This is a genomic window from Bradyrhizobium sp. USDA 4502 (assembly GCF_054063355.1).
Genome location: NZ_JBSSGF010000001.1, coordinates 3596048 through 3622902, shown reverse-complemented (window position 1 = coordinate 3622902; position 26855 = coordinate 3596048). Strand labels below are relative to the sequence as shown.

Annotated in this window: 30 protein-coding genes, 1 pseudogene and 1 riboswitch; of the genes and pseudogenes, 22 read left to right on the top strand and 9 right to left on the bottom strand. The window is 63.9% G+C overall.

Going from position 1 to position 26855, the window contains the following annotated elements; genetic code table 11:
- Positions 1-102: 102 nt before the first annotated feature.
- The 3 genes from ACVW1B_RS16730 (at position 103) to ACVW1B_RS16720 (ending at position 2718) form a co-directional block, all read left to right on the top strand.
- Positions 103-1260, top strand: coding sequence for a thiolase domain-containing protein (locus ACVW1B_RS16730; protein WP_225646197.1), 1158 nt, complete (start codon positions 103-105; stop codon positions 1258-1260).
- Entirely contained in the window at positions 1260-1649 is a 390-nt protein-coding gene (locus ACVW1B_RS16725; protein WP_076831312.1) for a Zn-ribbon domain-containing OB-fold protein, read from the top strand. Before ACVW1B_RS16730 ends, ACVW1B_RS16725 begins: the two co-directional genes overlap by 1 nt.
- A gap of 208 nt (positions 1650-1857) precedes the next feature.
- Complete coding sequence (locus tag ACVW1B_RS16720) at positions 1858-2718, top strand: MaoC family dehydratase (protein ID WP_229158984.1); 861 nt, start codon at positions 1858-1860, stop codon at positions 2716-2718.
- A 7-nt stretch (positions 2719-2725) separates the two neighbouring features.
- Here the strand turns inward: ACVW1B_RS16720 and ACVW1B_RS16715 are convergent, their stop codons facing one another.
- Entirely contained in the window at positions 2726-2848 is a 123-nt protein-coding gene (locus ACVW1B_RS16715; protein WP_256558704.1) for a hypothetical protein, read from the bottom strand.
- Here ACVW1B_RS16715 and ACVW1B_RS16710 point away from each other — a divergent pair.
- The 6 genes from ACVW1B_RS16710 to ACVW1B_RS16685 all read left to right on the top strand — a co-directional run bounded on the left by ACVW1B_RS16710 (position 2847) and on the right by ACVW1B_RS16685 (position 10705).
- Positions 2847-3728 (top strand): SDR family oxidoreductase, encoded by an 882-nt coding sequence (locus ACVW1B_RS16710; RefSeq protein ID WP_076831307.1) that lies wholly within the window; start codon positions 2847-2849, stop codon positions 3726-3728. The genes ACVW1B_RS16715 and ACVW1B_RS16710 overlap by 2 nt on opposite strands.
- A 95-nt stretch (positions 3729-3823) precedes the next feature.
- A complete protein-coding gene (locus ACVW1B_RS16705; RefSeq protein ID WP_018272087.1) occupies positions 3824-4780 on the top strand; it encodes a dihydrodipicolinate synthase family protein in 957 nt (318 codons plus the stop codon).
- A gap of 2 nt (positions 4781-4782) precedes the next feature.
- On the top strand, positions 4783-5583 hold the full coding sequence (locus ACVW1B_RS16700; protein ID WP_253608245.1) for an NUDIX hydrolase: 801 nt from the start codon (positions 4783-4785) through the stop codon (positions 5581-5583).
- Between the two features lie 273 nt (positions 5584-5856).
- Positions 5857-6765: a DMT family transporter gene (locus ACVW1B_RS16695; protein ID WP_229158986.1), complete on the top strand. Its 909-nt coding sequence runs from the start codon at positions 5857-5859 to the stop codon at positions 6763-6765.
- Positions 6766-6902: 137 nt separating this feature from the next.
- Positions 6903-7874: a Bug family tripartite tricarboxylate transporter substrate binding protein gene (locus ACVW1B_RS16690; protein WP_229158987.1), complete on the top strand. Its 972-nt coding sequence runs from the start codon at positions 6903-6905 to the stop codon at positions 7872-7874.
- A gap of 149 nt (positions 7875-8023) precedes the next feature.
- Positions 8024-10705 (top strand): PAS domain S-box protein, encoded by a 2682-nt coding sequence (locus ACVW1B_RS16685; protein ID WP_057015976.1) that lies wholly within the window; start codon positions 8024-8026, stop codon positions 10703-10705.
- Between the two features lie 106 nt (positions 10706-10811).
- Here the strand turns inward: ACVW1B_RS16685 and ACVW1B_RS16680 are convergent.
- Positions 10812-11163 (bottom strand): annotated as a pseudogene (locus ACVW1B_RS16680) (GrlR family regulatory protein).
- A gap of 235 nt (positions 11164-11398) precedes the next feature.
- Between ACVW1B_RS16680 and ACVW1B_RS16675 the strand changes: the two are divergent.
- Entirely contained in the window at positions 11399-11830 is a 432-nt protein-coding gene (locus ACVW1B_RS16675) for a hypothetical protein (protein WP_375167080.1), read from the top strand.
- Positions 11831-11845: 15 nt separating this feature from the next.
- Here ACVW1B_RS16675 and ACVW1B_RS16670 read toward each other — a convergent pair whose 3' ends face one another.
- Positions 11846-12229 carry a VOC family protein gene (locus tag ACVW1B_RS16670; protein ID WP_028339253.1) on the bottom strand — a complete coding sequence of 128 codons (384 nt, stop codon included), beginning with the start codon at positions 12227-12229 and terminating at the stop codon, positions 11846-11848.
- Positions 12230-12393: 164 nt separating this feature from the next.
- Here ACVW1B_RS16670 and ACVW1B_RS16665 point away from each other — a divergent pair, with 164 nt between their 5' ends.
- Together ACVW1B_RS16665 and ACVW1B_RS16660 are read left to right on the top strand one after the other, a co-directional pair.
- On the top strand, positions 12394-13128 hold the full coding sequence (locus ACVW1B_RS16665; RefSeq protein WP_456821807.1) for a hypothetical protein: 735 nt from the start codon (positions 12394-12396) through the stop codon (positions 13126-13128).
- Positions 13129-13343: 215 nt separating this feature from the next.
- Entirely contained in the window at positions 13344-13871 is a 528-nt protein-coding gene (locus tag ACVW1B_RS16660) for a hypothetical protein (RefSeq protein WP_253608250.1), read from the top strand.
- Between the two features lie 120 nt (positions 13872-13991).
- Here the strand turns inward: ACVW1B_RS16660 and ACVW1B_RS16655 are convergent, their stop codons facing one another.
- Complete coding sequence (locus ACVW1B_RS16655; RefSeq protein ID WP_028337625.1) at positions 13992-14399, bottom strand: hypothetical protein; 408 nt, start codon at positions 14397-14399, stop codon at positions 13992-13994.
- Between the two features lie 219 nt (positions 14400-14618).
- A riboswitch (ZMP/ZTP riboswitch) is annotated at positions 14619-14698 on the top strand.
- Positions 14699-14713: 15 nt separating this feature from the next.
- Here ACVW1B_RS16655 and ACVW1B_RS16650 point away from each other — a divergent pair.
- The 6 genes from ACVW1B_RS16650 to ACVW1B_RS16625 all read left to right on the top strand — a co-directional run bounded on the left by ACVW1B_RS16650 (position 14714) and on the right by ACVW1B_RS16625 (position 18925).
- Positions 14714-15577 carry a bifunctional 5,10-methylenetetrahydrofolate dehydrogenase/5,10-methenyltetrahydrofolate cyclohydrolase gene (locus tag ACVW1B_RS16650; protein WP_253608251.1) on the top strand — a complete coding sequence of 288 codons (864 nt, stop codon included), beginning with the start codon at positions 14714-14716 and terminating at the stop codon, positions 15575-15577.
- A 129-nt stretch (positions 15578-15706) separates the two neighbouring features.
- The gene (locus tag ACVW1B_RS16645; RefSeq protein WP_253608252.1) at positions 15707-16159 is read left to right on the top strand and encodes a MaoC/PaaZ C-terminal domain-containing protein; all 453 of its coding nucleotides are present in this window, start codon (positions 15707-15709) and stop codon (positions 16157-16159) included.
- A gap of 58 nt (positions 16160-16217) precedes the next feature.
- Complete coding sequence (locus ACVW1B_RS16640; RefSeq protein ID WP_456821806.1) at positions 16218-16805, top strand: zinc-ribbon domain containing protein; 588 nt, start codon at positions 16218-16220, stop codon at positions 16803-16805.
- A gap of 223 nt (positions 16806-17028) precedes the next feature.
- Positions 17029-17322, top strand: a complete 294-nt coding sequence (locus tag ACVW1B_RS16635) for a hypothetical protein (RefSeq protein WP_016846480.1) — start codon at positions 17029-17031, stop codon at positions 17320-17322.
- Positions 17323-17565: 243 nt separating this feature from the next.
- Positions 17566-17937, top strand: a complete 372-nt coding sequence (locus tag ACVW1B_RS16630) for an SANT/Myb-like DNA-binding domain-containing protein (RefSeq protein WP_016846479.1) — start codon at positions 17566-17568, stop codon at positions 17935-17937.
- A gap of 190 nt (positions 17938-18127) precedes the next feature.
- A complete protein-coding gene (locus tag ACVW1B_RS16625; RefSeq protein ID WP_253608254.1) occupies positions 18128-18925 on the top strand; it encodes a class I SAM-dependent methyltransferase in 798 nt (265 codons plus the stop codon).
- Positions 18926-18951: 26 nt separating this feature from the next.
- Here the strand turns inward: ACVW1B_RS16625 and ACVW1B_RS16620 are convergent, their stop codons facing one another.
- A complete protein-coding gene (locus tag ACVW1B_RS16620) occupies positions 18952-20097 on the bottom strand; it encodes an alkane 1-monooxygenase (protein WP_253608255.1) in 1146 nt (381 codons plus the stop codon).
- 161 nt (positions 20098-20258) lie between these two features.
- Between ACVW1B_RS16620 and ACVW1B_RS16615 the strand changes: the two genes are divergently transcribed.
- Positions 20259-21269: a helix-turn-helix domain-containing protein gene (locus ACVW1B_RS16615; RefSeq protein WP_253608256.1), complete on the top strand. Its 1011-nt coding sequence runs from the start codon at positions 20259-20261 to the stop codon at positions 21267-21269.
- 1097 nt (positions 21270-22366) lie between these two features.
- On the opposite strand, the gene ACVW1B_RS16610 is transcribed toward ACVW1B_RS16615, so the two are convergent.
- The 3 genes from ACVW1B_RS16610 to ACVW1B_RS16600 form a co-directional block, all read right to left on the bottom strand.
- A complete protein-coding gene (locus ACVW1B_RS16610; RefSeq protein ID WP_253608257.1) occupies positions 22367-22546 on the bottom strand; it encodes a hypothetical protein in 180 nt (59 codons plus the stop codon).
- A 274-nt stretch (positions 22547-22820) separates the two neighbouring features.
- The gene (locus ACVW1B_RS16605; RefSeq protein WP_456792408.1) at positions 22821-22997 is read right to left on the bottom strand and encodes a hypothetical protein; all 177 of its coding nucleotides are present in this window, start codon (positions 22995-22997) and stop codon (positions 22821-22823) included.
- A gap of 196 nt (positions 22998-23193) precedes the next feature.
- Entirely contained in the window at positions 23194-23397 is a 204-nt protein-coding gene (locus ACVW1B_RS16600) for a hypothetical protein (RefSeq protein ID WP_253608259.1), read from the bottom strand.
- Positions 23398-23588: 191 nt separating this feature from the next.
- Here ACVW1B_RS16600 and ACVW1B_RS16595 point away from each other — a divergent pair, with 191 nt between their 5' ends.
- Positions 23589-23840, top strand: a complete 252-nt coding sequence (locus tag ACVW1B_RS16595; protein WP_253608260.1) for a hypothetical protein — start codon at positions 23589-23591, stop codon at positions 23838-23840.
- A 73-nt stretch (positions 23841-23913) separates the two neighbouring features.
- Here ACVW1B_RS16595 and ACVW1B_RS16590 read toward each other — a convergent pair whose 3' ends face one another.
- Positions 23914-24084 (bottom strand): hypothetical protein, encoded by a 171-nt coding sequence (locus ACVW1B_RS16590; RefSeq protein ID WP_253608261.1) that lies wholly within the window; start codon positions 24082-24084, stop codon positions 23914-23916.
- A gap of 876 nt (positions 24085-24960) precedes the next feature.
- Between ACVW1B_RS16590 and ACVW1B_RS16585 the strand changes: the two genes are divergently transcribed.
- Complete coding sequence (locus tag ACVW1B_RS16585; RefSeq protein ID WP_253608262.1) at positions 24961-25149, top strand: hypothetical protein; 189 nt, start codon at positions 24961-24963, stop codon at positions 25147-25149.
- A gap of 1454 nt (positions 25150-26603) precedes the next feature.
- Positions 26604-26834, top strand: coding sequence for a helix-turn-helix domain-containing protein (locus ACVW1B_RS16580; RefSeq protein WP_253608263.1), 231 nt, complete (start codon positions 26604-26606; stop codon positions 26832-26834).
- Positions 26835-26855: the final 21 nt, after the last annotated feature.

The following is a 26855-nucleotide window of genomic DNA, read 5'->3' as shown; positions in this document are numbered from 1 at the left end:
CACATGCTGCAGTCTCGCCTGACGGAATATTTCCGCGCTTGCCAAGGTCGCGTCGTCGGTTCAGAAAAACGCTCGAGCGAAGAAACGCCAGCGGAGAGCGATTTGACCATCAAGGGCAAGGCCTACATTGCCGGGATCTACGAACATCCCACCCGGCACGCACCCGATAAATCAACAGCACAGCTGCACGCCGAGGTCGCCAAGGGCGCGATCGAGGATGCCGGGCTCACCAAGGACGATATCGACGGCTATTTCTGCGCCGGCGACGCGCCGGGCGGGCTGTGGCCGATGGTCGATTATCTCGGCCTCAACACCAAGAAGCTGCGTCATGTCGACTCCACCGAGACCGGTGGCTGTTCCTATCTGATCCATCTCGGCCACGCCGCCGAGGCGATCGCCGCGGGCAAATGCTCGGTCGCGCTGGTCACGCTGGCGGGCAAACCGCGCACCGGCCCGATGCCGCCGCGCGCGTCGGGCGCCGAGGCCGATTTCGAATCCGCCTACGGGGCTACCACGCACAATGCCTATGGCATGTGTGCCATGCGCCATATGCACGACTACGGCACCACCTCCGAACAGCTCGCCTGGATCAAGGTCGCCGCCTCGCATCACGCGCAATACAATCCGCATGCGATGCTGAAGGAGGTCGTCACCGTCGAGGACGTGCTGAACTCGCCGATGATCTCCGATCCGCTGCATCGCATGGATTGCTGCGTCGTCACCGACGGCGGCGGCGCGATGATCGTCACGACGCCCGAGATCGCCAAGAGCCTGAAGAAGCCGCTGGTGCGCCTGATCGGCCATGGCGAGGCGATGAAGGGCCCGCGTGGCGGCAAGGATCTCGACCTGACTTATTCCGCCGGCGTGTGGTCCGGTCCGCGCGCCTTCGAGGAAGCGGGCGTGACGCCGAAGGACATCAAATACGCCTCGATCTATGACAGCTTCACCATCACGGTGCTGATGCAGCTCGAGGATCTCGGCTTCTGCAAGAAGGGCGAGGGCGGCAAGTTCGTCGCCGACGGCAATCTGATCTCGGGCGTCGGCAAGCTGCCGTTCAACACCGATGGCGGCGGCCTGTGCAGCAACCATCCCGTCAATCGCGGCGGCATGACGAAGATCCTCGAGGCTGTGCGCCAGTTGCGCGGCGAGGCGCATCCGAAGGTGCAGGTGAAGAACTGCGACCTCGCGATCGCCCACGGCACCGGCGGTCTGCTCGGCGTTCGCCACGCCGCCTCAACCTGCATTCTGGAGCGTGCGTGATGTCTGAAGCGAAGAAGTACAATGCCCCGGTGACCAATCCGGAGACCGCGCCGTTCTGGGAAGCGGCGAAGGCGGGCAAGTTCATGATCAAGCGCTGCAACACCTGCGGCGAGGCGCACTACTTCCCGCGCGCGATCTGCCCGTTCTGTTTCTCCGACAAGACGGTGTGGGAAGAGTCGAGCGGCGAGGCCACGGTCTACACCTACAGCCTGATGCGCAAATCGCCGACCGGTCCCTATGCGATCGCCTATGTGACGCTGAAGGAAGGTCCGTCGCTGCAGACCAACATCGTCGATTGCGATCTGGAGAAGGTGAAGATCGGCCAGAAGGTGAAGGTGGTGTGGAAGCCGACCGACGGCGCCCCGCTGCCGTTCTTCACGCCGGCCTGATTTTACCCTCTCCCTTGTGGGAGAGGGTGCCTTCGCTGAAAGCGAAGGCGGGTGAGGGGTCTCTCTCCGCGTAGAGAATCTCTCTGTGGCGCGAACCCCTCACCGAAACGAGTTTGAGACGACTGCCGGTGCTGCCCTCTCCCACAAGGGGAGAGGGCGCAGCAATGGGCACCGTGCCGTTAAGAATACATTCGGGGAGAAGACAACAATGCCGATCGTGTACGAACAGCTGATGACCCTGAAGAATCTCGGCCAGAAATACAGCTACAGCGACCGCGACGTGATGCTCTATGCCTATGGCATCGGCTTGGGGGCCGATCCGATGGACGAGAACGAGCTCGCCTTCGTCAATGAGGGCGTGCTGACGCCGCGCCCGCTCAAGGTGGTGCCGACGTTTGCCTCGGTCGCGGCCTGGGGCGCCGGTCCCGGCGAGATGAATCTCAACCGCGTCATGGTGGTCGACGGCGAGCGCGACATCACCTTCCACAAGCCGTTCGCGACCGCCGCGCACATCACGGCCGACTCGACCGTGCTCGACGTGTTCGACAAGGGCAAGGACAAGGGCGCGGTGATCCGCCACCAGACCGTGCTGAAGGACGAAAAGGGCGAGAAGCTCGCGACGCTGGTCGCCTCGCGCTTCGCCCGCGGCGATGGCGGCTTCGGCGGCCCGTCCGACGGCCAGCCCGAGCCGCACAAGGTGCCGGAGCGCGCGCCGGACAAGGTCGTCGACATCACGACGCGGCCCGACCAGGCGCTGGTCTATCGGTTGTGCGGCGACCGCAACCCGCTGCATTCCGATCCGGAGTTCGCCAAGAAGGCCGGCTTCCCGCGGCCGATCCTGCACGGCATGTGCACCTACGGCATCACCTGCCGCGGCGTGCTGCAGACCTATGCCGACTACGATCCGTCCGCCTTCAAGCAGCACGTGGCGCGGTTCTCCTCGCCGGTGTTCCCCGGTGAGACCGTGACCATGGAGCTGTGGAAGGACGGCAATGTGGTGTCGTTCGAGGCCAAGGTGAAGTCGCGCGGCGTCACCGTGATCAAGAGCGGCAAGACGGTGCTGGCGTAGTTTTCCGTCATTCCGGGGCGATGCGAAGCATCGAACCCGGAATCTCGCGCCACAACTTCTGGGTTCCGGGTTCGCGCTGCGCGCGCCCCGGAATGACGGCAATCAAGAACAAAACGGAGAAAACAACCATGGGATTACTCGACGGCAAGGTTGCGCTGATCACGGGCGCCGGCGGCGGGCTTGGTGAAGCCTATGCGAAGCTGTTTGCGCGCGAGGGCGCGGCCGTGGTGGTCAACGATCTCGGCGGCCCGCGCGACGGCTCGGGCTCCGACAAGTCGATGGCCGACAAGGTGGTCGACGCGATCAAGGCCGAGGGCGGCCGCGCCGTCGCCAACGGCGCCGACATCTCGACGCTCGCCGGCGGCCAGTCGGTGTTCGACGACGCCATCAAGCATTTCGGCCGCGCCGACATCTTGGTCAACAATGCCGGCATCCTGCTCGACGAGACCTTCCACAAGGCCAAGGAAGCGAACTGGGACAAGGTGATGAAGGTGCACCTCAAGGGCACCTTCTGCTGCACCCAGCCGGTGTTCAAATGGATGCGTGACAATGGCGGCGGCGTCATCGTCAACACGTCCTCGACCTCGGGCCTGATCGGCAATTTCGGCCAGACCAATTACGGCGCCGCCAAGGGCGGCATCTGGGGCCTCTCCAACGTGCTGGCGATCGAGGGCCGCAAGTACAACATCCGGATCTGGACCCTGGCGCCGGGCGCGCTGACCCGCATGACCGCGGACCTGCCGCGCTACAAGGAGAACCCGGGTGCGGCGCTCGGGCCCGATGGCATCGCGCCGGCCGTGCTCTACATGGTCAGCGATCTCTCGGGCGACCAGACCGGCAAGGTGCTTGGCGTCTCCGGCCCGCGCGGCGTCCGCGAGATGCGGATGATGGAAATGGAGGGCTGGACGCCGCCATTCACGGGATGGAAGGCGGAGGACATCGTCACCCACGCCAAGGAGATCTTCTTCTCCGAGGAAGAGATCAAGAAGTCGGCGCGGCGGTTCAAGTAAGGATTGGCACCCGCGACTGCGGGGACGGCTTCCCGATGCGCAATGGCGCATCGGGAAATGACGCTGTATAGAGGGCGGAAACAGACGAGGCACCCATGACCAAACTCACCGCCCAGGCCGCCGGAACCTTTGCGATCGCGCCGACCCCGTTCCACGACGACGGCCGCATCGACGAGGCATCGATCGACCGGCTGACCGATTTCTATACCGATGTCGGCTGCGACGGCGTCACCGTGCTCGGCATCCTGGGCGAGGCGCCGAAGCTCGACGCCGCGGAGGCCGAGCAGGTCGCGCTGCGCTTCGTCAAGCGCGCCAAGAAGCTCCAGGTCATCGTCGGTGTCTCGGCGCCGGGCTTTGCCACGATGCGCTCGCTGGCGAAGAAGTCGATGGATGCGGGCGCCGCCGGCGTCATGATCGCGCCGCCGCCGCATCTGCGTACCGACGACCAGATCATCGGCTATTTCAAGCAGGCGCAGGAAGCGATCGGCGACGATATTCCCTGGGTGCTGCAGGACTATCCGCTGACGCTGACCGTCGTGTTCACGCCGGCCGTGATCCGCAAGATCGTGATGGATTCGCCGTCCTGCGTGATGCTCAAGCACGAGGACTGGCCGGGCCTGGAGAAGATTTCGACCTTGCGCAACTTCCAGAAGGACGGCTCGCTGCGGCCGCTGTCGATCCTGGTCGGCAATGGCGGCCTTTTCCTCGATTTCGAGATGGAGCGCGGCGCCGATGGTGCGATGACCGGCTATGCCTTCCCCGAACTGCTGATCGACGTCGTCAACCTGTCCAAGGCGGGAAAACGCGATGCGGCGCATGATCTGTTCGACGCGCATCTGCCGCTGATCCGCTACGAGCAGCAGCCCGGCGTCGGTCTCACCGTGCGCAAATACGTGCTGCAGAAGCGCGGCATCATCTCCTCCAGCGCGCAGCGCAAGCCCGGAGCTGTCATCACGCCGCAGGCAAGGGCGGAGGTCGACTATCTCTTGTCCCGTGTGGCGCGCGTCGACCGCCGCGCCAATCTGCAACCGCAATCCAGTGCAGCAGGCTAATCATGACCGAGATCGTTGCCCCGCGCCTTGCGTCGACCGTGCTGCTGCTGCGTGACGGCAGCTCATCGGGCGAAATCGAAGTCTTCATGATGGTCCGCCATCACCAGATCGAGTTCAACTCGGGTGCGCTGGTGTTTCCGGGCGGCAGCGTCGACAAGAACGACAAGGAGATCGCCGCCGATCCCGCGCTCTATTCCGGCGGCGAAGGGCTCGACGGCGACGCGCTCGGCTTCCGCATCGCGGCGATCCGCGAGACCTTCGAGGAGAGCGGCATCCTGCTGGCGCGGCCGGTAGGCTCGAAAGACCTGGTCGATGCGAAGCGCGCGAACGAGATCGCGACCGCGCATCGCACGGCGCTGAACGAAGGCAAGATCAGCTTCCTCAAGGTGCTGACCGACAACGGCATGGTGCTCGCGCTCGATGAACTCGTGCCGTATGCGCACTGGATCACGCCGGAGGGCATGCCGAAGCGCTTCGACACCTGGTTCTTCCTGGCCGCCGCGCCGCCCGAGCAGCTCGGCGCCCATGACGGCAAGGAATCGACCGACTCGATCTGGGTGTCGACGCGCGAGGCGCTGGAGGGCGGCGAGAGCGGCCGCTTCAAGCTGCCGTTCCCGACCACGCGCAATTTGATCAGGCTCGGCAAGCAGCCGAACGTCAGCGCCGCGCTCGCCGACAGCAAGGGCAAGTCGATTGTCGCCGTAATGCCCATGATGACCAAGACCGCCACCGGCCGCCAGCTCCGCATCCCCAAGGAAGCGGGGTACGATGGCGAGGTGTTCGACGTCGGGACGCTGGGGTAGGTCCGTCGTCCTGAGAGACGGCGAGTGCGTGACTCACAGGCAGCGCTATGTCGTCCCGGCGAAGGCCGGGACCCATAACCACCGAACTGCATTGCTGCGCGACGCCGAGGCTGCAGCTTTTTCCAACAACACAACCCTGTGGTAATGGGTCCCGGCCTTCGCCGGGACGACGGGGGAAGGAGAGTCGCTTCTCCACATTTCGGCTTATATCGAAATATCATCACCTCGCAGCGATGTAGCTTCCGTCTCAACCATCGAGACGGAATCCCGCCAATGACCACCGCCCCACGACAGCCGAGCATGGCCTTCGAGCTCGCCTTGCTGCTCGCGCTCGCCACCCTGTGGGGCGGCTCCTATACCTTCATCAAGCTTGGCGTCGCGACCATCCCGCCGATCACGCTGATCGCGGCGCGCACCACGATCGCGGGGCTGCTGCTGCTCGTCATCATGCGGATGCGCGGCGTATCGATGCCGGCCGATCGCGCGACCTGGCGCCGCTTCATCTTTCAGGCCTGCCTCAACAGCGTGATCCCGTGGACGCTGATCGCCTGGGGCGAGCGCTTCGTCGATGCCGGGCTCGCCACCATCCTCAATTCGGCCTCGCCGATCTTCACCTTCCTGTTCACCGCCGCGATCACCCGCCATGAGGGGGCGAGCCCGCGCAAGCTGTTCGGGGTGATATCAGGCATGGCCGGCATCTGCCTGATCGTCGGCGTCGATGCGTTCCGCGATCTCGGGCAGGGGATCGTGGCCGAGGTCGCGATCGTCGCCGCCACCATCTGCTACGCCTGTGCCGCGATCTTCAGCCGCGGCTTCAAGGAGCTCGATCCGATGGCGCCGGCGGCGGGTTCGCTGCTCGCGGGCGCCGCGATCCTCGTTCCGCTCAGCCTTGTCGTCGAGCGGCCCTGGACGCTTTCGCCGTCGACGACATCGCTCACCGCATTGCTGGCGCTTGCCGTGTTCTCGACCGCGATCGCGTTCGTGATCTACTTCCGCCTGATCCAGACCCTCGGCTCGGTCGGCACCACCGCGCAAGCTTACTTGCGGGTGCCGATCGGGGTGGCGCTCAGCGTCATGGTGCTGGGCGAACGGCTGAGCCCGACGGCGTGGATCGGCCTCGCCTGCGTCGTGATCGGCGTCGCCGCGATGACGATTCCTGCACGAAGGATCGCCACAGCCTGACGTCATCGCCGCGATGACGATTCCTGCGCGTAAGATCGCTACAGCCTGAAGTTTCGCCCGCTGAAACCGGCGCCTTGCTGCCGCCGGCCAATGCCTGCATGCTGCCCGCAACGAGATCACTGGGCGGGAAACGGACGATGTTGCGGCGGGTCAGCCTCATTGCCGGTGCGTGCATGGCGTTGCTGGCGATGGCCGGCACGGTGCGCGCACAGGACTTCCCGAGCCGGCCGATCCGCATCGTCATTCCCTACGCGCCGGGCAGCGTCGCCGACGTGTTCGCGCGCATCATGGCGCAGGACATGCAGGAGCAGTGGAAGGGGACGATCGTCGTCGAGGCCAAATCCGGCGCCAATGGCTCGATCGCGGCCGAGGAGGTCGCACGCGCCGCTCCCGATGGTTACACATGGCTGTTGGTGACGACCTTCTTTACCGCAAGCCCGGCGCTGAACACGCAGCTGCGCTGGGATCCCGTGAAGGATTTCGTGCCGGTCGGGCAGATCTGTCTCGCCCCGAACTTCTTCATCGTGCCGACCTCGCTGCCGGTGAAGACCGTCGCCGACTATGTCGCGCTGGCCAAGGCCAAGCCGGGGACGCTGAACTACAGCCATCCCGGCAAGGGCTCGACCGGCCATCTCGGCTTCGAGCTGTTCAAGCGGCTCGCCGGCATCGACGTCACCGCGATCGGCTATCGCGGCTATCCGCAGATGGTGCCCGATATCGCGAGCGGCCTGATCACCTCGAGCTTCCTGTCGGCCAACCAGGCGCTGGCCCAGGTGCAGTCCGGCAGCATCCGGATCATCGGGGCGATCAGCGACGGCCGCTCGAAGTATTTCCCCGACGTGCCGACCATGGCCGAGCAAGGCTTTGCCGAAGCGCAGGTGACGCCATGGTTCGGCTTCGTGGTGCCGGCAGGCACGCCGCAGCCGGTGGTCGAACGCATCAGCGCCGCGCTGGAGACGGCGCTGGCCTCCGCTGAGGTGCGGAAGAAGCTAGATGTCGCCGGTTGCGACGCCCGTAGCGCGCCGCTGAGGCAGTTCGCCGATATCATCAAGGCGGACGTTGCGCTCTGGGCCAGGGTGGTCAAGGAGGCCGGCATCCCGCCGGACTGAGCCCCGCCGCCCTGTGCCGGAATCGGCCACCGGCACCCGCCCGGGGTGACGCCGGTCACACCTCCGGCGGGTTGGGCCGTGCAGCATGTTTCCCCAAAGCCCGTAATTTCCCGTATATTAGGGCGCATTGGACCCCGGCCCTTGATGACATGACCGCTGAATTGCCGCCGAATTCGCAAGCGCCGCGTGCGTTCTCCCTCTCCATTGGCCAGCTCACGTTCGGCAGCTTCCTGCTGGTCCTGGCTGTGATCATCATCACATCCACCGCCAGCGTGATCGCGATCCGTCACATCGATACGACCTTCGCCGAGCTGCAGCGGCTGCAGAGCGTCGGCGACATCGCCGAGGATATCGACCGCCGCATGAACGAGCTGCGGCTGGCGGCGCGCGATTTCGTCACCGAGCCGGGCAGCCAGTCGGTCCAGGTCGCGGAGGCGGCCCAGTCGCTGAGCGAGATCCTGAAAAAGACCCGCATCAAGCTGGCGCCCGAGCAGCAGGACATGATCGACGGCGTCACCCAGCGGCTGGCGACCTATCGCAACGGTATCGAGCGCATCTCGGCGCTGCTCAGCCGCCGCGCCGAGCTGGTCGCCGGGCTGCCGCCGCTGCGCGACGCCTTCGACAAGGCGGTCGCCGCGAGCAACGATGCGGCGTTGGCCAATGCGCTGTCGCAATCCCAGAGCCGGATTGCCACCGCGTTGCTGGCGCACAACACGTCCGCCGCCGAGCAGGCCGCGCAGAGCATGCGGGCGATGACCATCTCCGATCCCGCGCTGCGCGGCGCCGTCGACAATTATGCCGAGGCGATCATCGCGGTCTCGGTGCGTGAGGGCCAGATCGCCGACATCGACAAGGAGGTGCTCGGCGCCGAAGGCCGGCTGATCCAGAAGGTCACCGAGCTGCTGCGCGAGCTCAGCTCGCGCCGCGGCCATGTGCTGTCGCGCGATTTTGCCCGGACGCTGGCTGAAGCAAAATGGCAGAGCATCGTGCTCGGCACGGCGGGCGTGCTGATCGGCCTGTTCGCGTCGGTGCTGGTGGTTCGCCGCACCGTCCGCCCGCTGGCCAGGATCGCGGGCTCGATCCGCAAGGTCGCCGGCGGCGAGAAGAGCGCGTTCATTCCCGGCGCCGACCTCGACAACGAGATCGGCGACATCGCACGCGCCGCCGAAGTGTTCCGCCAGACCCTGGTCGACGCCGACAGCGCGCGCGAGGCTGCGCTGCGCGCGCTCGCCGAGCAGCGGCTTGCCGAGGAGAGCTACCACAAGCTGTTCGAGGCGTCGGTCGAGGGCATCTACGTCACGACGCCGGGCGGCGCGCTGCTCAACGCCAATCCGGCGCTGGCGCGGATGATGGGCTATGCCGCGCCGCAGGACCTGATCAAGGGCATCGACGACATCGCCACCACCGTCTACGTGGATCCGGCGGCGCGCGAGCAGTACCAGCAGCTGATGCAGCGCGACGGCACGGTGCGCGACTACGAGTACCAGGTGCGCGCGAGCGACGGCACCGTGCTATGGCTGTCCGATTCGGCGACCGTCGTCCGCAACGACGAGGGCGAAGTGATCCGCTACGAGGGCACGGTGCGCGACATCACCGACCAGAAGCGCGCCGAAGACGCGATCGCCGAAGGCCGTCGGCTGTTGCAGATGGTCATCGACACCGTGCCCGCCGTCATCAACGTCAAGGACCGCGACCTGCGCTACGTGCTGATGAACCGCTACATGGCGGGAATCTTCGGCATCGAGCCGCAGGACGCGATCGGCCAGACCACCGGCGAGCTGATGTCGCGCTATGGCGCGGCGAAGACCGATGAGAACGACAAGCGCGTCCTGTCGGCGCGGCGCGAGCTCGGCTTCTATGAAGAGGAGTACAAGGACGTCGCCGGCAACATGCGGCAATGGCTGGTCAACAAGCTGCCGATCCTCGACGCGCAAGGCGAGATCGAGAACATCGTCACGGTCGCGCTCGACATTGGCGAGCGCAAGCGCTCCGAGCAGGAGATGCGCAAGGCGAGGGATTCCGCGGAGGCCGCGTTGCGCAATCTGCGGGAAACCCAGAATTCGCTGATCGAGGCCGAAAAGCTCGCCGCGCTCGGCCGCCTGGTGGCCGGCGTCGCCCATGAGGTCAACAATCCCGTCGGCATCAGCCTGACGGTGGCGTCCGCGCTGGAGCGCAAGACCGCGAATTTCGCCACCCAGGTCGAGCGCGGCGACTTGCGCCGCTCCAGCCTCAACGATTTCCTGAACACGGCGCGCGATGCCTCCTCGCAACTCGTCGCCAATCTCAACCGCGCCGCGGAGCTGATCCAGTCGTTCAAGCAGGTCGCCGCCGACCGCAACTATTCGGACCAGCGCACCTTCGACCTCGGCGATCTCACCGAGCAGGTGGTGATGAGTCTGAGGCCCGGCCTGCGCAAGCACAATCTGACGCTCAATGTCGATTGCGAGCCGAACCTGATCATGAATTCCTATCCGGGACCGTATGGCCAGGTGCTGACCAATCTGTTTCTCAACGCGGTCGCGCATGCGTTCCCGGACGGCAAGGCCGGCGAGGTCGAGATCCAGGTCCATGCCGCCGGCGGCGACAATGTCGAGGTGATCTTCGCCGACAATGGCTGCGGCATGAGCCTCGACGTGCGCCGCCGCGCCTTCGATCCGTTCTTCACGACGCGGCGCGATCAGGGCGGCACCGGGCTCGGCCTGCACATCGTCTACAGCATCGTCACCACGCGGCTCGGCGGCCGGCTCTCGCTGGATTCCGCGCCGGGCAACGGCACACGCATCCAGATGATCCTGCCGCGCGTCGCGCCGCTGGAGCAGGCCGCGGAGTAGCGCGAAGCGTAGTGGCCAACCACGCGTTTGCTCTCGATCCGTCATCCCCGCGCAAAGGCGAAGCCCTTGCGCGGGGGTGACGGATCTAGCAGCGAGTTTCAAACCGCTAATTGATATCCGCGAGCTTGTGCAGCGTGGCGCCGAAGATCAGGCTCGCCTTGCCGACCAGCGCGGTCCCGCTCATGGTGCCGCGGGTGTCGGTGAAGGTGCCGGAGACGCCGATGCCGACGGGCGCGGGCCCGCCGAACAGCGGGTTTGTCGGTGTCGCGCGGCGTCGTGTGGCGTTGCACAAGGATTTCGCCCTTGAAGGCATCGCCCTTCACCGAGTAGCTGCCGGTGTAGTAAAGATAGGCGTCGCCGCCCAGTATCTGGCCGTCGCGGAAGAGAATGACGCCGCTGCCCTTGCCGACGCGACCGTCCAGCAGGGTGACGTGAATTGAGTAAAGTCCGTTCTTCATGACGTCCCGATTGCTGGCCGCCACGCCCACGGCAAGCCAGTTGGTTTTTTATGCCAAAGCGAGCAACCTCGTGCAATGCGGCAGGTTGATTCCCGGGTGTCCCGCGTTCGGGTGACCCTCGGTTCCTGCCAGGCAGTGTGACGGCGCAATGACAGCGGACCGTACGCGCGAATCAAAGTGGCCCGCGAAATGCATGGCTCTGGTTGCACTGGCCGGTGAGTGCTGGAGCAAACACATGTCTGACTGGATTGAATCCGGCGGCCATTGGGCACGCCCTCGCAGGCTCAATGGAACTCCGGCCCGCTATACGGGCCACATGATCGTATCCCTCGTGCTGATAACGCTGGTGTTGGTCGCGGCCATGCGAATCGCGCAGGCGCGCGATCCCGACGGCCGCTACGCCAATTCGCCGCTGAAGGAATGGTTCGACGGCCTGCGCAGCGGCAAAGGGCCGTGCTGTTCGGATGCCGACGGCACAGCGGTCAGCGATGTCGACTGGGAATCCAAGGACGGGCACTATCGTGTGCGCCTCGACGGGGCGTGGATCGATGTCCCCGACGAGGCCGTGGTCACCGAGCCCAACCGGGTCGGCCGCGCTATGGTCTGGCCGATTCCCAGCTACATGGGCGTGACGATCCGCTGCTTCATGCCTGGCAGCATGACTTAGCGCCGCACGCGTGGCTCAGACGTATTTCTGGTCGCGCTCGAGCAGTTCGATCGAGATGCCCTGCGGGCCGCGGATGAAGCAGATCCGCACGCCCGGACGGATCGTGGTCGGCTCCTTGGTGAATTCGACGCCCTTGGCCTTGATCTCGGCGGCGACCGCGTCGATGTCCTTCACCGTGAGCCCGAAATGATCGAGCCCCTGATAGGGCGTCACCGGCGCGGCGTTGACGCCGTCGCCCTGGGCCACCTCCGCAATGAACACCTTGGCGCCGCCGAGCTGGACGTCGATGCGGCCGGGGCCGCGGATGATCTCGCCGCCGAGAATGTCGCGCAGCCAGGTCGCGGTAGCCTCGGGATCGGGACTGCGCAGGTGGACGTGGTCCCAGGTGACGACAGGCATTGCGATCTCCTTGTTGTTGTCGTGCTGCTGTTCGGTGCGCGGCACTCGCTCCCGGGCGGCGCAAATCTAGCGAGCGGTCTGCTGGGATACCATCCCTCCGTTATGCCTGCCCAAGATTGTCGTCCCGGAATGAAACCATTGCGGCCGTCAGCGATTGTCTTCGCGTGGCCGCTCGACCTGCGGCCGTCCCGGAAGCCGCGCGGTGCGGCTTCCTCTCTGTGTGGGGGGCGGCCCGATCAGGCCGCCAGGGTGAGGGCACGACGATGCGGATCGGCTTGGCGTCGTTTCGGAGGTTGGCCGCCGGACGTCTCGGTGAAGGGGGCTTCTACGCCAGCCTGCTGCTGCCGCTGATTGCGCTCGCCGGGATCGCCGCATGGTTCATGCTCCCCGAGCCGAGCGACGCCGGAGACCAGGATGCCTGGCCGGTGTCGTCCATGATCCGCACCGCGCAGAATGCCCCGACCGGCGCGCAACCAGCCCAAATCACAAATCAGACCGCGAGGGATGCGCTAGCCGCACCGGCGGACGAGCCGACCACCGTCGGCGTGGCCATCGCCCCACAGGGGGCAGAGGAGGCCAAGCCGTTCGGGCCCGGCGCTGAAAGGCCGCCGCTGGACAAGCTGCGGATCGCCTCGCAATCGTGGCGGCGCGGCGGGTTGGGTTCGAAGGCGCTGGTCACCCTGACGCTGCGCAATGCCAATGATTTCGCCGTCAAGGATATCGAGATCGCCTGCGCCTTCATCCGCCGCGACGGTCGGCCGCTGACCGAGCGCAAGCGGCTGATCTCCGACACTATCGCCATGAAAAGCCGCAAGACCTACTCGCAAATGTTGGTCGGGTTCGTCAACGTTAACGCAAACAAGGCGAAATGTTCGGTCGTGACGGCGAGCCGCCTCTAATTCCCGGCATCTCGAAAAAGTGACCGCGAATTGACCTGCCGGGTGAACCGTAACGGCCGGACAGGAACTAACTAATAAACCAGCCGTTGATGAACGACCCGGGAGCGCGGATAGCGTCCGGGTGATCATGCGCAGACGATGAAATCGCCCGCGCGATGACTGATGTCGTCGCGCCGAGATGAGCCGCGCCCTGCTGCGCGGGGGGAGCTACCAAAATGCCTGTGGCGCGTTATTTCCTGTTCGTTGGTGGAGTGCTGCTCGCGCTGCTCTTCGTCGTCAATGCCATCGTGCCGCAGGAGGCCGTGGTCGCCGGCCAGAACCAGGGACTGTCGTCGCCGGGCGTCGACAAGACCATGGTGCGCATCAAGTCGACCCAGAAATTGCCCGAGCGGGTGGTCTACGACACCAATTTGCCGACCATTGTTCCGGCGCAGGTCAACGCGGTCGCCGCGGCCATCCCGTCGGCTACGGGCGATGCGTCGGCGCAAGCCCGCGTCCGCAATACGTTCGCCCAGTTCATTCCGCCGGAGAAGGCTGACGCGCAGAAGGTCGCGGCTGAGGCAAAATCGGCTGAACAACCGGCGCAGGCCCAGCCTCAGCAGCCGAAGAAGCGCAAGGTCGCGCGCTACCATGCCCATCCCCAGCAGCCGATGCGGCTGGCGCAGCCCGGCATGTATCAGCCTTACCGCGTCGCGCAGCAGCAGCCGCGCATGGGCTTCTTCGGCGGCTTCGGGACCTGGTAAGAAAAGGCTGCCGCAGCCGGCAATCGATCCGCCGCCGCAAACACTTGCGGCGGCATTTTCATGTCCGCGATCAGGCACGTCGCCGGATGCGGGAAGGCGTCCGAGCGCCGCCCGCTACCTTTAGCGCGGCAGGCGCGGGATCTTGTCCGCGAAGCCGTTGTAGCAGGTCAGCCGCTCGTCCTCTTCCTTCACGAAGCGGCAATCGTTGACGCCCTTGGCCGGGGCGGCCTTCGGCTTCGGCTGCGGCTTGAAGATCTCGTCGTAGCAGATCAGCCGTTCCTTGGTGGCATCGTCGATGTCCTGACAGGCCTGAAGCTTCTGGGCGACCGATTGCGGCTTGCCGGGCGCGGCAGGCTTCTCGCCCTTCTTGGCGGCCGACTTCTTGCCGACCTGGACCAGCGGCTTGTCGCCGACCATCGGCTGCGAGGTCGCTGCCGGCTTGTCGGCGTCGGCGGGGGCCGGCGTGGTGCCCTGGGCGAGCGCGGCAGCCGGGCAGAAGAGCGCCAGCGCGAGGATGATATGTCTCATGTCGAAAATGTCCGAAATGGCGTGATGACCGGAAGGGATGGCGCCGGGGATCGGAAAAGCCCGGCAAGCGCCGAGACTTAACGCAAGTCTTGCCCGAATCCTACCCCCAGAGGTGACCCGCCCGGCACCGATCCACCGGCAAAAGTGAGGGCAATTCGTCGCCGTTCGACCCGCGGGGAGAGCGTGAATTGCCTTTGCCCGGCGGGGCGGCTATGACCACGCCATCTGCGCGACTGGCGCTTGGATGGACCACCATCGGGGAGCGTAGAGACTGAACGCCGCGCGCCTGGGCACCGCTTCGAAACGGAGGTGCCATGACGGCGAACATTCTCGATGGGCATGCACATGCCCAAATTGTCATCGACAAGATTGCTGGCGAACTCGACCGGCTGCCCCGCGCGCCGGGGCTTGCGGTCGTGCTGGTCGGCTGCGACCCGGCGAGCCAGATCTATGTGCAGAGCAAGGTCAGGATGGCCGAGCGGCTCGGCCTGCGCGGCGAGGTCGCACGCCTGCCGGATGATGCCAGCGAGTCCGATCTGCTTGCCGGAGTAGAGGCGCTCAATGCGCGCGACGATATCGACGGCATCCTGGTGCAGCTGCCGTTGCCGGCGCATATCGACGCCTTGCGCGTGATGGCGGCGGTCGATCCCGCCAAGGATGTCGACGGCCTGCACGCCCTGAACGCCGGCCGGCTGTTTCACGGCGATGACGCGCTGGTGCCGTGCACGCCGCTCGGCTGTCTCCGGCTGATCAAGTCGGTCCGATCAGACCTCACCGGCGCCCATGCCGTGGTGATCGGCAGCTCCAACATCGTCGGCAAGCCGATGGCCGCGTTGCTGCTGCAGGAGCACGCGACCGTGACGCAGACCCATATCCACACCCGCGGCATCAGCAGGATCTGCCGCGAGGCCGACATCCTGGTGAGTGCGGTGGGCAAGGCCGGCCTCGTGCGCGGCGACTGGATCAAGCCCCAGGCCATCGTCATCGACGTCGGCACCACGCGCGTCGAGAGGCCGGACGGCGGCTATGCGGTGTGCGGCGACGTCTCGTTCGACGAGGCGGTGCAGGTCGCCGGCGCCATCACGCCGGTGCCGCGCGGCGTCGGCCCGATGACGATCGCCTGCCTGATGGAGAACACGCTGAAGGCGGCAAAGGCGAGGGCGGCGCGGCTGCATTAGCGCGGGATACCTGCGGCGATATGCGAGCGGTGGGTGTCGCTCGCGCATCACGCGCGAAGTTCATGACGTCCGGGGTAATGGAAAGCCCGCACCATTCGTCTATCGTCGCGCGACAGATGGAGGCGCGCGATGCTGTATGCGGAAGATCTCACCGAGGGCCAGACGTTCAGGCTTGGCAGCTACACGATCGGCGAGGCCGAGATCCTGGAGTTCGCCGGCAAATACGATCCGGTGCCAATCCATGCCGATCCCGTCGCGGCTGCGGCAGGCCCGTTCGGCGGACTGATCGCAAGCGGCTTCAACACCATTGCGATCTATCAGCGGCTCGTCGTGGAGGCGATCTGGACCAAGGTGGCGGGGATCGTCGGGCGGAGCTTCGAGATCCGCCTGCCGAGCCCGGTTCGGCCCGGCGCCACGCTCACCGGCCAATCCCAGATCCAGAAGATCACCATCAGGCCGGAGCGGCGCGACGCTGTTGTGATCTTCAAGACGGAGCTGGTCAACGACGAGCAGCGCCCGGTTCTTGTCCTCGTGCTCGACGCGCTGATCCGCATGCGGCCGGCGGAGCAGGGGCCGGTATAGGCGCGGCCTGAGGGGCATCCCGAAGTCATCCGCCTCGGACGGCCGTCAGCGCCTCTACGTGCTCCCCGCACGGGACCTTGTCGTCGCGCAATGTTGCGGCAATTATGACAAGCCGGCGGCAGAACGGCAGCGCATCAATGACGTCATCATCGACGAGGTCGTGCTGCCCGGTATTTACTTCGTCGATGCGCCGAAGGCATTCGACCCAGACGGATGTGCCGCCGTGAAACGCAGCAAGCAGACGAACGGAGAGATCGAAGCCAGGCGGCGCAAGGCCGAGGAATGGCGCCGCATCCAGGCGCAACGCGCCGCTGAACGGCAACGTCTCCGCGACTACAAGATTGCGCTGGCGCGCGACGAGGTTGCCGTGGATACGACGCGGCTCGCGCCATCGAACAGCTATTCGACTCCCGATTTCGTGCTGCGCGGAACCTATCGACCGGAGCCCTTTATCTGCAAGGACTGCGGCGTTGCCGAGGTCTGGACGCCGTTGCAGCAGAAATGGTGGTACGAGACCGCCAAGGGCGATGTATTTACCGCGGCAGTGCGCTGCCGGGCCTGCCGCACCAGGGAGCGCGCGCGCAAATCCGCCGCGCGCCGCGTGCACCTGGAAGGGCTCGCAAGGAAGAAGCCTCCCGTCTCGTAGCGATGGGCGTGACATCAGAGTCGCACTTCACATCTGATACGCGGGGAACCGCTGCGCAGGCGGTCAATGCGTCGCGCGTGCGGAACGTTTCGTTGCCTGATTGGTTCGAGACCTTGAAGCCCCCGATGTGGGGTGCGGGCGGGGAGGAACCAGCCAAGGAAACTTGTCAAGGAAACCTGTCAAGGAAACCATCGCGGCCGGAACCAACGAGAAGGAGCAGCGGATGAAACTCAATTCCACGCAAGTCAAGCAGACCATGACGCAACTGAATGCCCAGGTGCTTCCGGACGATCACCCGGCCGTGGCGCAACTGAACAGCGTGTTCGGTGAGCACACGTTCTTCGTCGACACCAGCGGGCTCAAGGTGCTTGAACCGGCCCAGACCTCCGACATGCCGGGGCAGACCGGCGAAGTCGTCAGTCTCGCCGAGTGGAGCGATCCGGAGCTGACCTCGCTTCGGCCGCACGAGCCCGAGCCGACCGGCGTGCTCATCGCGCTTGAACCCAGCAAGCACTGAAGCGTTCCAGCGCGAAGTGAATACCGGTTCGCGCAACCAAAACGCCACCAAGCAAGGGGATTGAGAGCATGATCCGATTCAATCGGATCGTGCTCTTTGTGCTGCATCGTGCGACACCGCGATCGGCCGTCCTGATGGCGACAGCCCCGACGTCGCATCAAGAGGTGCCGAAAGTCACATGGCAAATCAGCGCCGCCTGCGTATGCATCGGTTTGAGATGGGTATCCAGGCGGTGAGGGGCAGATGGGGATCGTGCGGCGCTGGAGCCCTGACGAGGACGAGAAGCTCAGAGAACTCGCCAGGGCCGGCAAGAACGCTCTCGAGATCAGCAACGAACTGACCCGCAGCGCTTCGGCGGTGCGCCGGCGCGCCGAGGTCCTGTCGGTCCTGATCATGGCAAAGGCGTTTCGCGCGCGCCCCTCGCATGTCGCCACCCATCTCGAGCGGGTCGCGATCGACGCGATCCGCAACCGCCGTCCGTTTCCCGCGGGCGTCGGCCCGAGCACCATTGCCGGAATGATCGAGAAGGGCTGGATCGTCCCGGAGATGGGGCGCAGATACAACGTGACCGATGCCGGCGTGGAGGCCGTGCGTCGGAAGATTCCGAGTGGCTGAAAGGAATGCCGGCTGCACGCCGGGCGCGCCATGCCGAAGCGGCTCGCTCTTCCGGTGGGGGAAGGCGGACTATTCGCGACCGAACGCAAGATTTCGCGCCCGAGACGGATGTCCCATCCGTTCAATCATCGGGGCGCGACGACCTGCGGCCTCTCTGTGTCCTCTTCAGCCCACCGATCTGATTGCGCCGATGCTCAACGCCCAGCCAGCCCAAACCGACCGATACCAAGCCGACCGATACCAGCGTTTCGCCGATCTCGCTGTCACCGTCGGTGACGCGATCAATGCGATCGCCGGGTTGAATCCGGCTCAGCGTACAGACGTGGACTTCCTCGAACGCGAATTCATCCCGGCGCTGGGGCTCAATGACGAACTGCTTCATGAGCAGCCGCCGGAGCTGGCGCCGAACTTCGGCAAGGGCCTCCACCTTTGGCAATACCCGAACCAGCTTGCGCCATACCTCGCCTGGCTTGCGCGCAATTCGTCCGGCGTTTCCTCGTACATGGAAATCGGCTGCCGCTGGGGCGGCATGTTCGTCCTGGTTACGGAGTGGCTCAGGAACAGCGGCGCCGACCTCAAGACCGTGATTGCACTCGATCCGATCGCGCCGACGCCCTTTATCTCGACCTATTTCGATCTGCTGCAGCAGCAGGCCGCTATCGAGCCGATCTACATCCAGGATTTTTCGACCTCGCCGCTGGTCGGTGCGCATGTCGACCGGCTGAAGCCGGACTTCGTCTTTATCGATGGCGATCACAGCCTGCGCGGTGCGCTACAGGATCATCTGCTGGTGCGTTCCCACGCCCGCATCATCGTGCATCATGACATCCATTCCCAAGCCTGTCCGGATACCACGCTGCTCTGGAAGGCGCTGAAGCAGTTCGAGGCGCCGAGCTTCGATACGTTCGAATTCACCAGCCAGTATCTGTCGATCAATGGCTCATTCCTCGGCATCGGCGCCATGAAGCGGCGCTCGGCCCAGATGTAGGACCGGGAGCCGGGCAATCGCCGCGATCACGAGCTCGCGGGCCGATCGCGGAGGTTCAGCTTGCTCTTGTCGCCGCCGGCCCAGGCCAGGGTCTTCGGGTCCATCACGCGGAACCAGAGCGGCGGGATCGCCGCCAGCCCGAACATGCCGGTGTAGCCGTTCGGCAGCCGCGGGATGTCGTCGAAATCGCGCAGCGACTGGTAGGGGCGCATCGGGTTGGCGTGGTGGTCGGAGTGACGTTGCAGGTGGAACGTCATCAGGTTCGAGACGATGTGGTTGGTATTCCATGAGTGGCGCGGCTCGACCGCCTGGTAGCGGCCGTTCGGCAGCTTCTCGCGCAGCAGCCCGTAATGCTCGACATAGTTGGCCTGGGTCAGCGCGTACCAGCCGAGGAAATGGTGCGCGACGATGAACGGCGCGACCTTCCAGCCGAACAGCGCAATCAGCACGGCCGCGACGACGAGCGTCAGCGCAAAGCCCTGCAGGATCTCGTTGTTGACCGACCAGACCGGCTCGCCGCGCCTGGTCAGCCGTTCGGCTTCATTGCGCCAGCCGCGCTTGAACGCGCCGGGCAGCTCGCGCGTTGCGAACGCATAGATCGATTCACCGAAGCGCGCGCTGGCGGGGTCCTCGGGGGTTGCGACCCAAGTGTGATGGCCGCGATTGTGCTCGACGCGGAAATGCGCGTAGCCCACCGCGCAGTTGGCGAGCATGCCGAACAGGATGTTGAGCCTGTCCGGCTTGTGGCCGAGCTCGTGCCCGATCAGGAGCGCGCCGCCATTGATGGTGCCGACGCCGAGCAGCAAGGCGACATAGGACCACCACGGCAGATCCTGGGTGCCGAAGAAGGCGATCAGCGCGACGTAGTTGATCCAGGGAAACACCACGGTGACGCGTGCGAGCCGCAGGTAATAGGGATCGGCCTCCATCGCGGCGACCACTTCCGCCGGCGGATTGTGGGTGTCTTCGCCGAACACGACGTCGAGCAGCGGGATCAGGATGAAGATGAAGACGAACGGGATCAGCGTCACCAGCGGATTGTGCGTCCGCAGGAAGAGCCAGTAGGACAACAGCGGGATCAGCGGCGGAATGAACGAGAGCATCCAGAGATAGCGTTTGCCGTCCCGGTAGGTGATCGTTTCGCCAGCAGCATTGGTGCCCGTGAAGATCATCGCATTCCCTCCAGCATCTCTTGCGAGGCGGCGTTCGCCATTGTTGGGCCGAGCATGCCGCGAGGCGGGCCTGCGCCGCCAGTTCACAACAGGCCAATTTTGTGGCATTTTGCGCCAAGCTTGTTCGGCCGGACGTTCACGAGGGGGAGGTCGCCGACGCCATGCACGGATCGGAATCCGATGCCCTTCGCTCGCCGGTCTCCGCGGCCTATGCGCGGGCCCTGGTGCGGGCGTTTGGCCAGACGCGAAGCGATCGCGACGAGCTGCTGAAGGGCACCGGAATTCGGCTCGAGGCGCTCGACCAGCCCGGCGCTCACATGCCGGTATCCTCGCTGGTGGTGCTGGCGGCCAACATCACGCGCCGGCATGGCGAGCTGTGGCCGTTGTCGGCCGCGGCGGTGTGGTCGACATCGCTGCAAGGCGCGCTCGACGTCGCGACCAGGACGGCGCCGACCATCGCGGACGCGCTGGCGACCGGCGCGCGCTTCGGGTCGACCCGCGCGCCCTTCGTCCGTAACCGGCTGCGCAAGACCGCGCGAGCGATCCAGATTGAAATCTCTCCCGCCGTCGCGATGGATGAAGCGCTGTGGCACGCCGTGGCGCTGGCGGTCAGCCTCAATGTGCACGCCGTGTACGTCCAGCTGCTCGAGGATTCGATCGGGCAGGCGACGCTGCAATTTCCCTGGCCGCCGCCTGCGGGCGCGGCGCGGCTGCTCGAGCATTATTCCTGCGCGGTGAAGTTCAACGCTGCCGCTTTCATCTTCGAGGTGCCGAAAGCGCTTGGCGCGCGGCCGTCGCCGTTTGCCGATCCGCAATTGCACGCCAAGGCCATCGAAGCGCTCGAGGCGATCGAGAATCCGCAGCCCGACACCACGGCGCTGGCGGGGATCGTCGAGCGCCTGATCGCGGCGCGCCTGCCGCAGCGTCTTGGTGAGGAGGAGGCCGCGCGCCTCATCGGCACCTCGCGGCGAACGCTGGTGCGGCGGCTCGCCGAGACCGGCAGCGCCTTCCGCCCGCTGCTCGACGGCGTGCTGCGCGAGCGCGCGAGGATCATGCTCGCGGCCGGCACCCAATCGCGCGACGAAATGGCGGCCGCGCTCGGCTACACCGATGCGACGAGCTTCAGCCGGGCGTGCCGGCGGTGGTTCGGCGAGAAGAACGGGCGGGGTTAGGGCGCGATTGTTGGCTCGCGCAAGTCCACAGACCCTGGTGGACGGTACGCAGACCTAAACGATGCCGATCCCGTCAATGCGTATGCAGGGCGTCGTAGGCGTGGGCAAAAAACACAGCGGCGCTGAGGAGCAGCAGCGCGACAATGGTCGCTTCCATCATGACACTTCCCCATTATTGTTTGGGACAAGTGGTACCGGTCAATTGTTTCCGCCCGGTTTCGTCCGCTGATGAAAATGGTTTCGCGGCAGGATCGCTGCAACGATCGGCTGCCGGATCGAGCTCGCGCGGTGCTCGGATCGCTCGGCATCGATACTGTGACGCCGACCTAAAAGCTACGCCGCCGGGCCCGAAATGGTTTGTCCCGGCGGCGCCCTGTCATTCCCAGCGCTAGGGCCCTGAAATTCCCAGTGTCATTTCCTTAGCAGATCCGCGGAGAGACGGCTGTTGCCGAACTCACACAAGCTTCTAAGAGAGGAGCCGACGCCAGGGCCTACACGTCAGCTCCTCCGAAACGTGACCGTGCTGCGTCCCCAACGGTCCCGTCCCTCAGAGAAGCCTGCGCCGATCTAGTTGCCGATTTGCTAACCGTCCCTCTCGTCGGCAGGGCGGCCGATACCATCACTCGAGTTCCGATATCGTTTTTCGGCGAGCCTGGCCGGGAGGTAATCCCTATTGGTGCTATTGGCGGCAGGAACGAGCGGTGGTTTTGGAAGTAGTGTCTTCCGGCTCCCGGCTCTATACCCCCAACCCGGCTGGGAGCCACAGGGGCGGCCTCGGCGCGTGGCGTCGGGGTCGTTCTCATCTTGCAGCGTCGCTTCAGAACAGACGCTAAACCGCCGTATTGCGCCCGTGTTGCGCGGAGTGATTTGTAGCGGCTGGTAGCGCGTTGATTTTACTTGCAGCGAGTTGAGCTGGCTCGCAACGCGAAAACGCTCACTCAGAACGAAATGAGCGCGGCTTAAATTATTGATCTATCGGTAAAATCGCTGGCGCGCTCGGAGAGGTTCGAATTTTCCCTCTAAGTCGTTCAGGCACCAATGAATTTTTGCTTCGATTTTGTTCGAGGGGCAAGTCGAGGGGCTGGCAGTGAGGTCAGTCAATCAAATTTGTCGCCTTGATCTTGCGAGCTGTCGTTCGGGAGATCGGCGGCGCGGTGAAGAGCTTTGGAGACAAAAAAATCGCCGCTCGCTTGAAATAAATCGCGAGCGGCGGCTTCCCAGCCCCCGGGAGGGTCACGCAAAACCCGGTGCCGATCATTCAGCACAAAACGTGCCAAGGTTTTATGTCACGTAGCGTAGGCGGTCGGGGCTCGCTCCCGATTCGGCATAGGAACAACTGGCCCCGGCCCCATCGCCAGGGCCTTTTTGGGCCTGCTGCTCAGCACAATGCCGCCCTGGGGGCTCCGACGATCATTAGCCGGTGCGCTGAATATTTGAGCTTGTCCAATCACGTCCGTGGTCCCGTCTCCGGGGCACCAATGTTGAGGGATGTAGGGCTGGTTCTAAGCACCCTAAGGCTCGGTGCAGCCAAACCATTCACACTGCGTCCACCTACTGCGTGCTGAGCGATACCCCGAGGATATGCGCTTTCGCGGCTGTGGCGGCGGGAGTTCGCTTCAGCGTCTTTGCAATTTTTTTGACGCCAGCTTTTTGCTTGGCAAGCGACTTCAGCGTCTTAACATCATCCTTCGTCCACTCACGACGAGCACTCTTTTTCTTTTTGACCAAGGCATCGATCCTTCATCCACTTTCGTGGCGGCGTTCTAGCACGGGAGGTAGTTGGTGCAAGCGATCAGCCGTTGTGGGCACGGCCCTGTGGCACTCACCTCGAGGAATGTTGCAACGGGGAATACAAAAAAATGGAAGCCGACAGACGAAAGTTTTAAGCGCCACCTGCGTCCCAAACGATGCGAGCCGGCTCAGGTCATCGCATCAGCCTGAACAGCTCAAGCACGTCGGCAAGCCGCAGCTTCGCGCCCTTGGGCATCTGCTCGAGGAGGAGATGACTGGTATCAGCTGCGATCTCGTCCCGCTTGAGCGGATCGTGCTCGACATGAAACGCCCGCATGTTGGCGGCGAACTGCCGGGCTACCGCAGGCGGGATTTCCAGCGGTCTCCGGATGGGCATGTCTGGACAGATAATTATCGGACCCTGGATTTGCGAACCCTAGGCAAATATTCGATTGCGGCAACTGGAAAACAGGCAGAGAATTTGATGGTCCCCGCGGCTTTAGAAGTTGCGCATGCGCCCTAGCGGTACGCAGGGCGCACGCTATCAACCCACAACAAGCCCCACGGCTATCACCGAAGGAGGAGGGAATGACCGCTCATAATTCCGGATGGAGGCCGCCTACTGCCGCCCAACGTGAGGCGCAAAAGGTCTTCAAGGAAACCGATGCCAAGCCGGCGATGTCCGAGTATCAACGCACCCAAGCGGCGTTTCATGCAAACCGCGAGCGCTTAAAGGCTGAACGACTGGCCCGTGAGGCCGAAGCGGCGGCCCGGAAGCACCGCAAAAACTTGGTCACGGCCCACTCTCAGAATGTGCACGGCGGTCTGCGTCACCGCTGATATGAGAATCCAGATTAACCGTCTCAGTTGGCGGAGATTAGACACCAGCGCTGACTGACATGCGTTAATGCGATTAATCGTGCTTTTTGTCGCGCTTCATGTCCATGCGGTCGATGCGTTCGTCGATCAGCCGACGTATTTCCTCGTCCCGCCGCGCTCTTCTTCTCCTGAGGCTGCCACACAGGCCATAGACGAGGATGATCAGGACGAGCGCAAAGCCCACGAGATAGAAGGACCGGTCCATTTCCATTATTCGAGCTGTCGATACATGGCCGGGTGAATTCGGTTCTTGACCTTGATCCAGTGCGCACACCGGCCGCCGCGGTAGGGGCGACTTGGAAACGCCTCACGTCGGTCTTAGTTGCTGGCCCCTCCAACACCACGACGAAGGCTCCCTGACGCACCCATCAACTCAGCGGGGGCCTCCGCGGCTTACGTCACAGCGATGGACGCTTGGAGTTCATATCCATCCTGCACCGGTCGCAATGGAGCCGCCGGCAACAGGAGGGAGAGCAGATGAAGATGACGAGCATTCGTGAACTGTCAGCCGACGAGCCGGGAGCAGTTTCGGGAGGTAAGCCGTCCAGCCCGGTCAGAGTTCCTGCAAATGCGTTACGACAAGCTGCTGGCGGCGATCGACAAGAATCTTGCGATGGTGAAGCAGCTGCAGCCCGGCGGTTACCTTCCGCCCGGCTGAGGCAATCAGCCGCCGATCGGCAACATGCGGATTCACTCAAACAACAACGCCGCCCGCTTGAAATGATCGCGAGCGGCGTTGGTCCAGCCCCGGGAAGGTTCTGCAAAATCCCGGCAGCTAAGGCTGCAACATGTAGAACTAGCAGTCTGTTCGGTGTCCGATACTATTCCGCAGCCCTGACACATGGGCCCATGCGTTGCCTTTGTCATAAGAGGGTCAAATAGCTTTGCTCATACTTTTGTCGGCCGGCTATGGCCGCTGCCAGGATAATTGATGTGGCCGGTAGGGGCCGCCTGAATTTTAAAGCAAGGCAGGCGGTCCCGCTAAACCCTCAAGGTGCGCACGGAAGGCTGTCCGACAATTGTAATCGCCGTGACGTATTAAGCTGAAATATGCTCGAAGGTCTCAGCGAGGAGTGTGGCAATGGAGAATATTCGGAGCTACCGCGCACTCAGCACGTTGTGCCGCCAGAAAGCGGCATTGCGTCCTACCGAAAGATCGATGTGGCTCTGCCAAGCTGAGCGTTGGGAGCAGATCGCCGAGGCCGAAATTGCAGCGCATTTCAGGGCCTGCAACACCGATTATTCGGAGAATAATCAATCGGCGGCTTGAGTTCACACCGATCTTAAGCCGCTTGGAAAGCCCAATCGATCCGCGTGGTTCAAACTCCGAACCAATGCCTCATCTGCCTCAGCATCGCTAGCACGGCATCGGTATAAAAACCGTGGGTCAAATACTGGTCTACTTGCGATGTGCCTAACACCGCGATTGCTGCAATTGCGAAGCCTTTGATCATAGTGGGCCCCATTGAGAGACCGCCAACTGGGCTAGTCGGTTAAGCCTTTCCGAATTCGCTGTCGTCTGCAGTGAGCCTAGCCTGACACCAATTGGTACCAAATCGTTAATGCGTTGCGTGTTGAAGGGCGGGATAAGTCGCTCACTGCCGGGAGCGTACATGGGCCGTTCCGGTTCGCGCGTCACTTTTTTCCAAAAGAAACGGCCCGAGCACCCTTGGAGCTTAATGCTGGGGCCGTCTCACCGCGCCGGCTGAATCGAGAGGGGGCCGTTCGCGTCTTACGGCCCCCAGCCAAGGAAATTCTCGAAAATCTCACGCACTGAAATGCTCTCACCTCGGCAAGAACCTACTTTACTCTTATCCACAGGCTTGAGGATTCCGGGAGAGCACGGTGTTCCGAGGAGCGGAACCGATCAGCATGTCAGCCAAACAGAAGCCACGCCATACTGGCAAGAAGCGCAATGAATGACACTGCTACAGTGCTGGCGAGGGCGATCTCCACGCTGTCTATCCGATCAGATCAGAGTACAGCCGCATTGAAATTCCCCAGCGATAAAATGACCGCTGTGGCCATTAACAACCGAAGGGTGTCCTAGTTCCGATCTGCGGGTGTCCTAACTAGGACGGTACCCCGAGTTTGCGTGACCCGCGGGCGCGCGCCTCATTTGGCCTTCCCCAGACTGATCTCGACCAGCCGGCGGATCACCTCAGAACGGCTGGGCGTGTCTTTGCGCCCTGCGTCACTGCCTGAGCTCATCTTGCGCTCTATGACCAACACCAGCAAAAGCGCGATCAGTGGGGAGATGATTAACGCAAGGATGAACCATCCTGCTCCATTGCGACCGCGCGCATTCGCGGCGACGCCGACAACGATCGATAGACCTCTTGGTCGAGCGCAAGGGAGTGCGATGCCGTGGTTTTACGGGGGACGATTTGTGAACTGGTTCACAAACGGCCGGCGAGCGAGCTGACGCGCATCTACGCGGACATGCGGGCTCTCAAGACAAAGCGAAACTACCTCGTCCATGGGGAGACTTATGAGGCGTCTTTCAAGCGGCGTCCTCGTGCACCGTATCGCAGTACCCTTTGATAACCATCCGAATTGTACGCAAATGCGTCCGAAACTGCGCCGTTTTGTATCGGTTCGTTGTCGAGCGCTCGCCTTGAATCTATGGCTGTTCCGCTTCTCTTGAAGAGACCGCAGTGAAGGTCTCATGCATCGGTAAGGCGAACACACGCGACCGACGAGCCGCTTTCAAAGCAAAGATCGATGACGATAGCAAAACGCGACGCACCCGTCCGGCCTACCTTGGAAAGACTCGGTCTTACTGTTGCAGAAGCTGCAGTGCTTTCCTCACTCGGCCAGACGTCGGTCTATAAGGCGATTAGGGAAGGGCGCTTGCGAATTCGCAAGTACGGCACACGAACCATCATCACGCGTGCCGACCTGGCGTCCTTCTTGGAGAACCTACCCGATGGTCGCGATGGCTTCGAAGCCTGATACCTAGCGGCGGGCGGAGAC

Excerpts from the sequence above, each read along its gene's own strand:
- ACVW1B_RS16645 (WP_253608252.1), top strand. The coding sequence starts at position 15,707 with ATGCTGTATGCGGAAGATCTCACCGAGGGCCAGACGTTCAGGCTTGGC.
- ACVW1B_RS16650 (WP_253608251.1), top strand. The coding sequence starts at position 14,714 with ATGACGGCGAACATTCTCGATGGGCATGCACATGCCCAAATTGTCATC.
- ACVW1B_RS16660 (WP_253608250.1), top strand. The coding sequence starts at position 13,344 with ATGCCTGTGGCGCGTTATTTCCTGTTCGTTGGTGGAGTGCTGCTCGCG.
- ACVW1B_RS16715 (WP_256558704.1), bottom strand. The coding sequence starts at position 2,848 with ATGGTTGTTTTCTCCGTTTTGTTCTTGATTGCCGTCATTCCGGGGCGC.
- ACVW1B_RS16600 (WP_253608259.1), bottom strand. The coding sequence starts at position 23,397 with ATGCCCATCCGGAGACCGCTGGAAATCCCGCCTGCGGTAGCCCGGCAG.
- ACVW1B_RS16580 (WP_253608263.1), top strand. The coding sequence starts at position 26,604 with ATGACGATAGCAAAACGCGACGCACCCGTCCGGCCTACCTTGGAAAGA.
- ACVW1B_RS16625 (WP_253608254.1), top strand. The coding sequence starts at position 18,128 with ATGCTCAACGCCCAGCCAGCCCAAACCGACCGATACCAAGCCGACCGA.
- ACVW1B_RS16700 (WP_253608245.1), top strand. The coding sequence starts at position 4,783 with ATGACCGAGATCGTTGCCCCGCGCCTTGCGTCGACCGTGCTGCTGCTG.
- ACVW1B_RS16585 (WP_253608262.1), top strand. The coding sequence starts at position 24,961 with ATGGAGAATATTCGGAGCTACCGCGCACTCAGCACGTTGTGCCGCCAG.
- ACVW1B_RS16630 (WP_016846479.1), top strand. The coding sequence starts at position 17,566 with ATGGGGATCGTGCGGCGCTGGAGCCCTGACGAGGACGAGAAGCTCAGA.
- ACVW1B_RS16690 (WP_229158987.1), top strand. The coding sequence starts at position 6,903 with ATGTTGCGGCGGGTCAGCCTCATTGCCGGTGCGTGCATGGCGTTGCTG.
- ACVW1B_RS16655 (WP_028337625.1), bottom strand. The coding sequence starts at position 14,399 with ATGAGACATATCATCCTCGCGCTGGCGCTCTTCTGCCCGGCTGCCGCG.
- ACVW1B_RS16635 (WP_016846480.1), top strand. The coding sequence starts at position 17,029 with ATGAAACTCAATTCCACGCAAGTCAAGCAGACCATGACGCAACTGAAT.
- ACVW1B_RS16695 (WP_229158986.1), top strand. The coding sequence starts at position 5,857 with ATGACCACCGCCCCACGACAGCCGAGCATGGCCTTCGAGCTCGCCTTG.
- ACVW1B_RS16595 (WP_253608260.1), top strand. The coding sequence starts at position 23,589 with ATGACCGCTCATAATTCCGGATGGAGGCCGCCTACTGCCGCCCAACGT.
- ACVW1B_RS16720 (WP_229158984.1), top strand. The coding sequence starts at position 1,858 with ATGCCGATCGTGTACGAACAGCTGATGACCCTGAAGAATCTCGGCCAG.
- ACVW1B_RS16685 (WP_057015976.1), top strand. The coding sequence starts at position 8,024 with ATGACCGCTGAATTGCCGCCGAATTCGCAAGCGCCGCGTGCGTTCTCC.
- ACVW1B_RS16675 (WP_375167080.1), top strand. The coding sequence starts at position 11,399 with ATGTCTGACTGGATTGAATCCGGCGGCCATTGGGCACGCCCTCGCAGG.
- ACVW1B_RS16590 (WP_253608261.1), bottom strand. The coding sequence starts at position 24,084 with ATGGACCGGTCCTTCTATCTCGTGGGCTTTGCGCTCGTCCTGATCATC.
- ACVW1B_RS16670 (WP_028339253.1), bottom strand. The coding sequence starts at position 12,229 with ATGCCTGTCGTCACCTGGGACCACGTCCACCTGCGCAGTCCCGATCCC.
- ACVW1B_RS16620 (WP_253608255.1), bottom strand. The coding sequence starts at position 20,097 with ATGATCTTCACGGGCACCAATGCTGCTGGCGAAACGATCACCTACCGG.
- ACVW1B_RS16710 (WP_076831307.1), top strand. The coding sequence starts at position 2,847 with ATGGGATTACTCGACGGCAAGGTTGCGCTGATCACGGGCGCCGGCGGC.
- ACVW1B_RS16725 (WP_076831312.1), top strand. The coding sequence starts at position 1,260 with ATGTCTGAAGCGAAGAAGTACAATGCCCCGGTGACCAATCCGGAGACC.
- ACVW1B_RS16705 (WP_018272087.1), top strand. The coding sequence starts at position 3,824 with ATGACCAAACTCACCGCCCAGGCCGCCGGAACCTTTGCGATCGCGCCG.
- ACVW1B_RS16615 (WP_253608256.1), top strand. The coding sequence starts at position 20,259 with ATGCACGGATCGGAATCCGATGCCCTTCGCTCGCCGGTCTCCGCGGCC.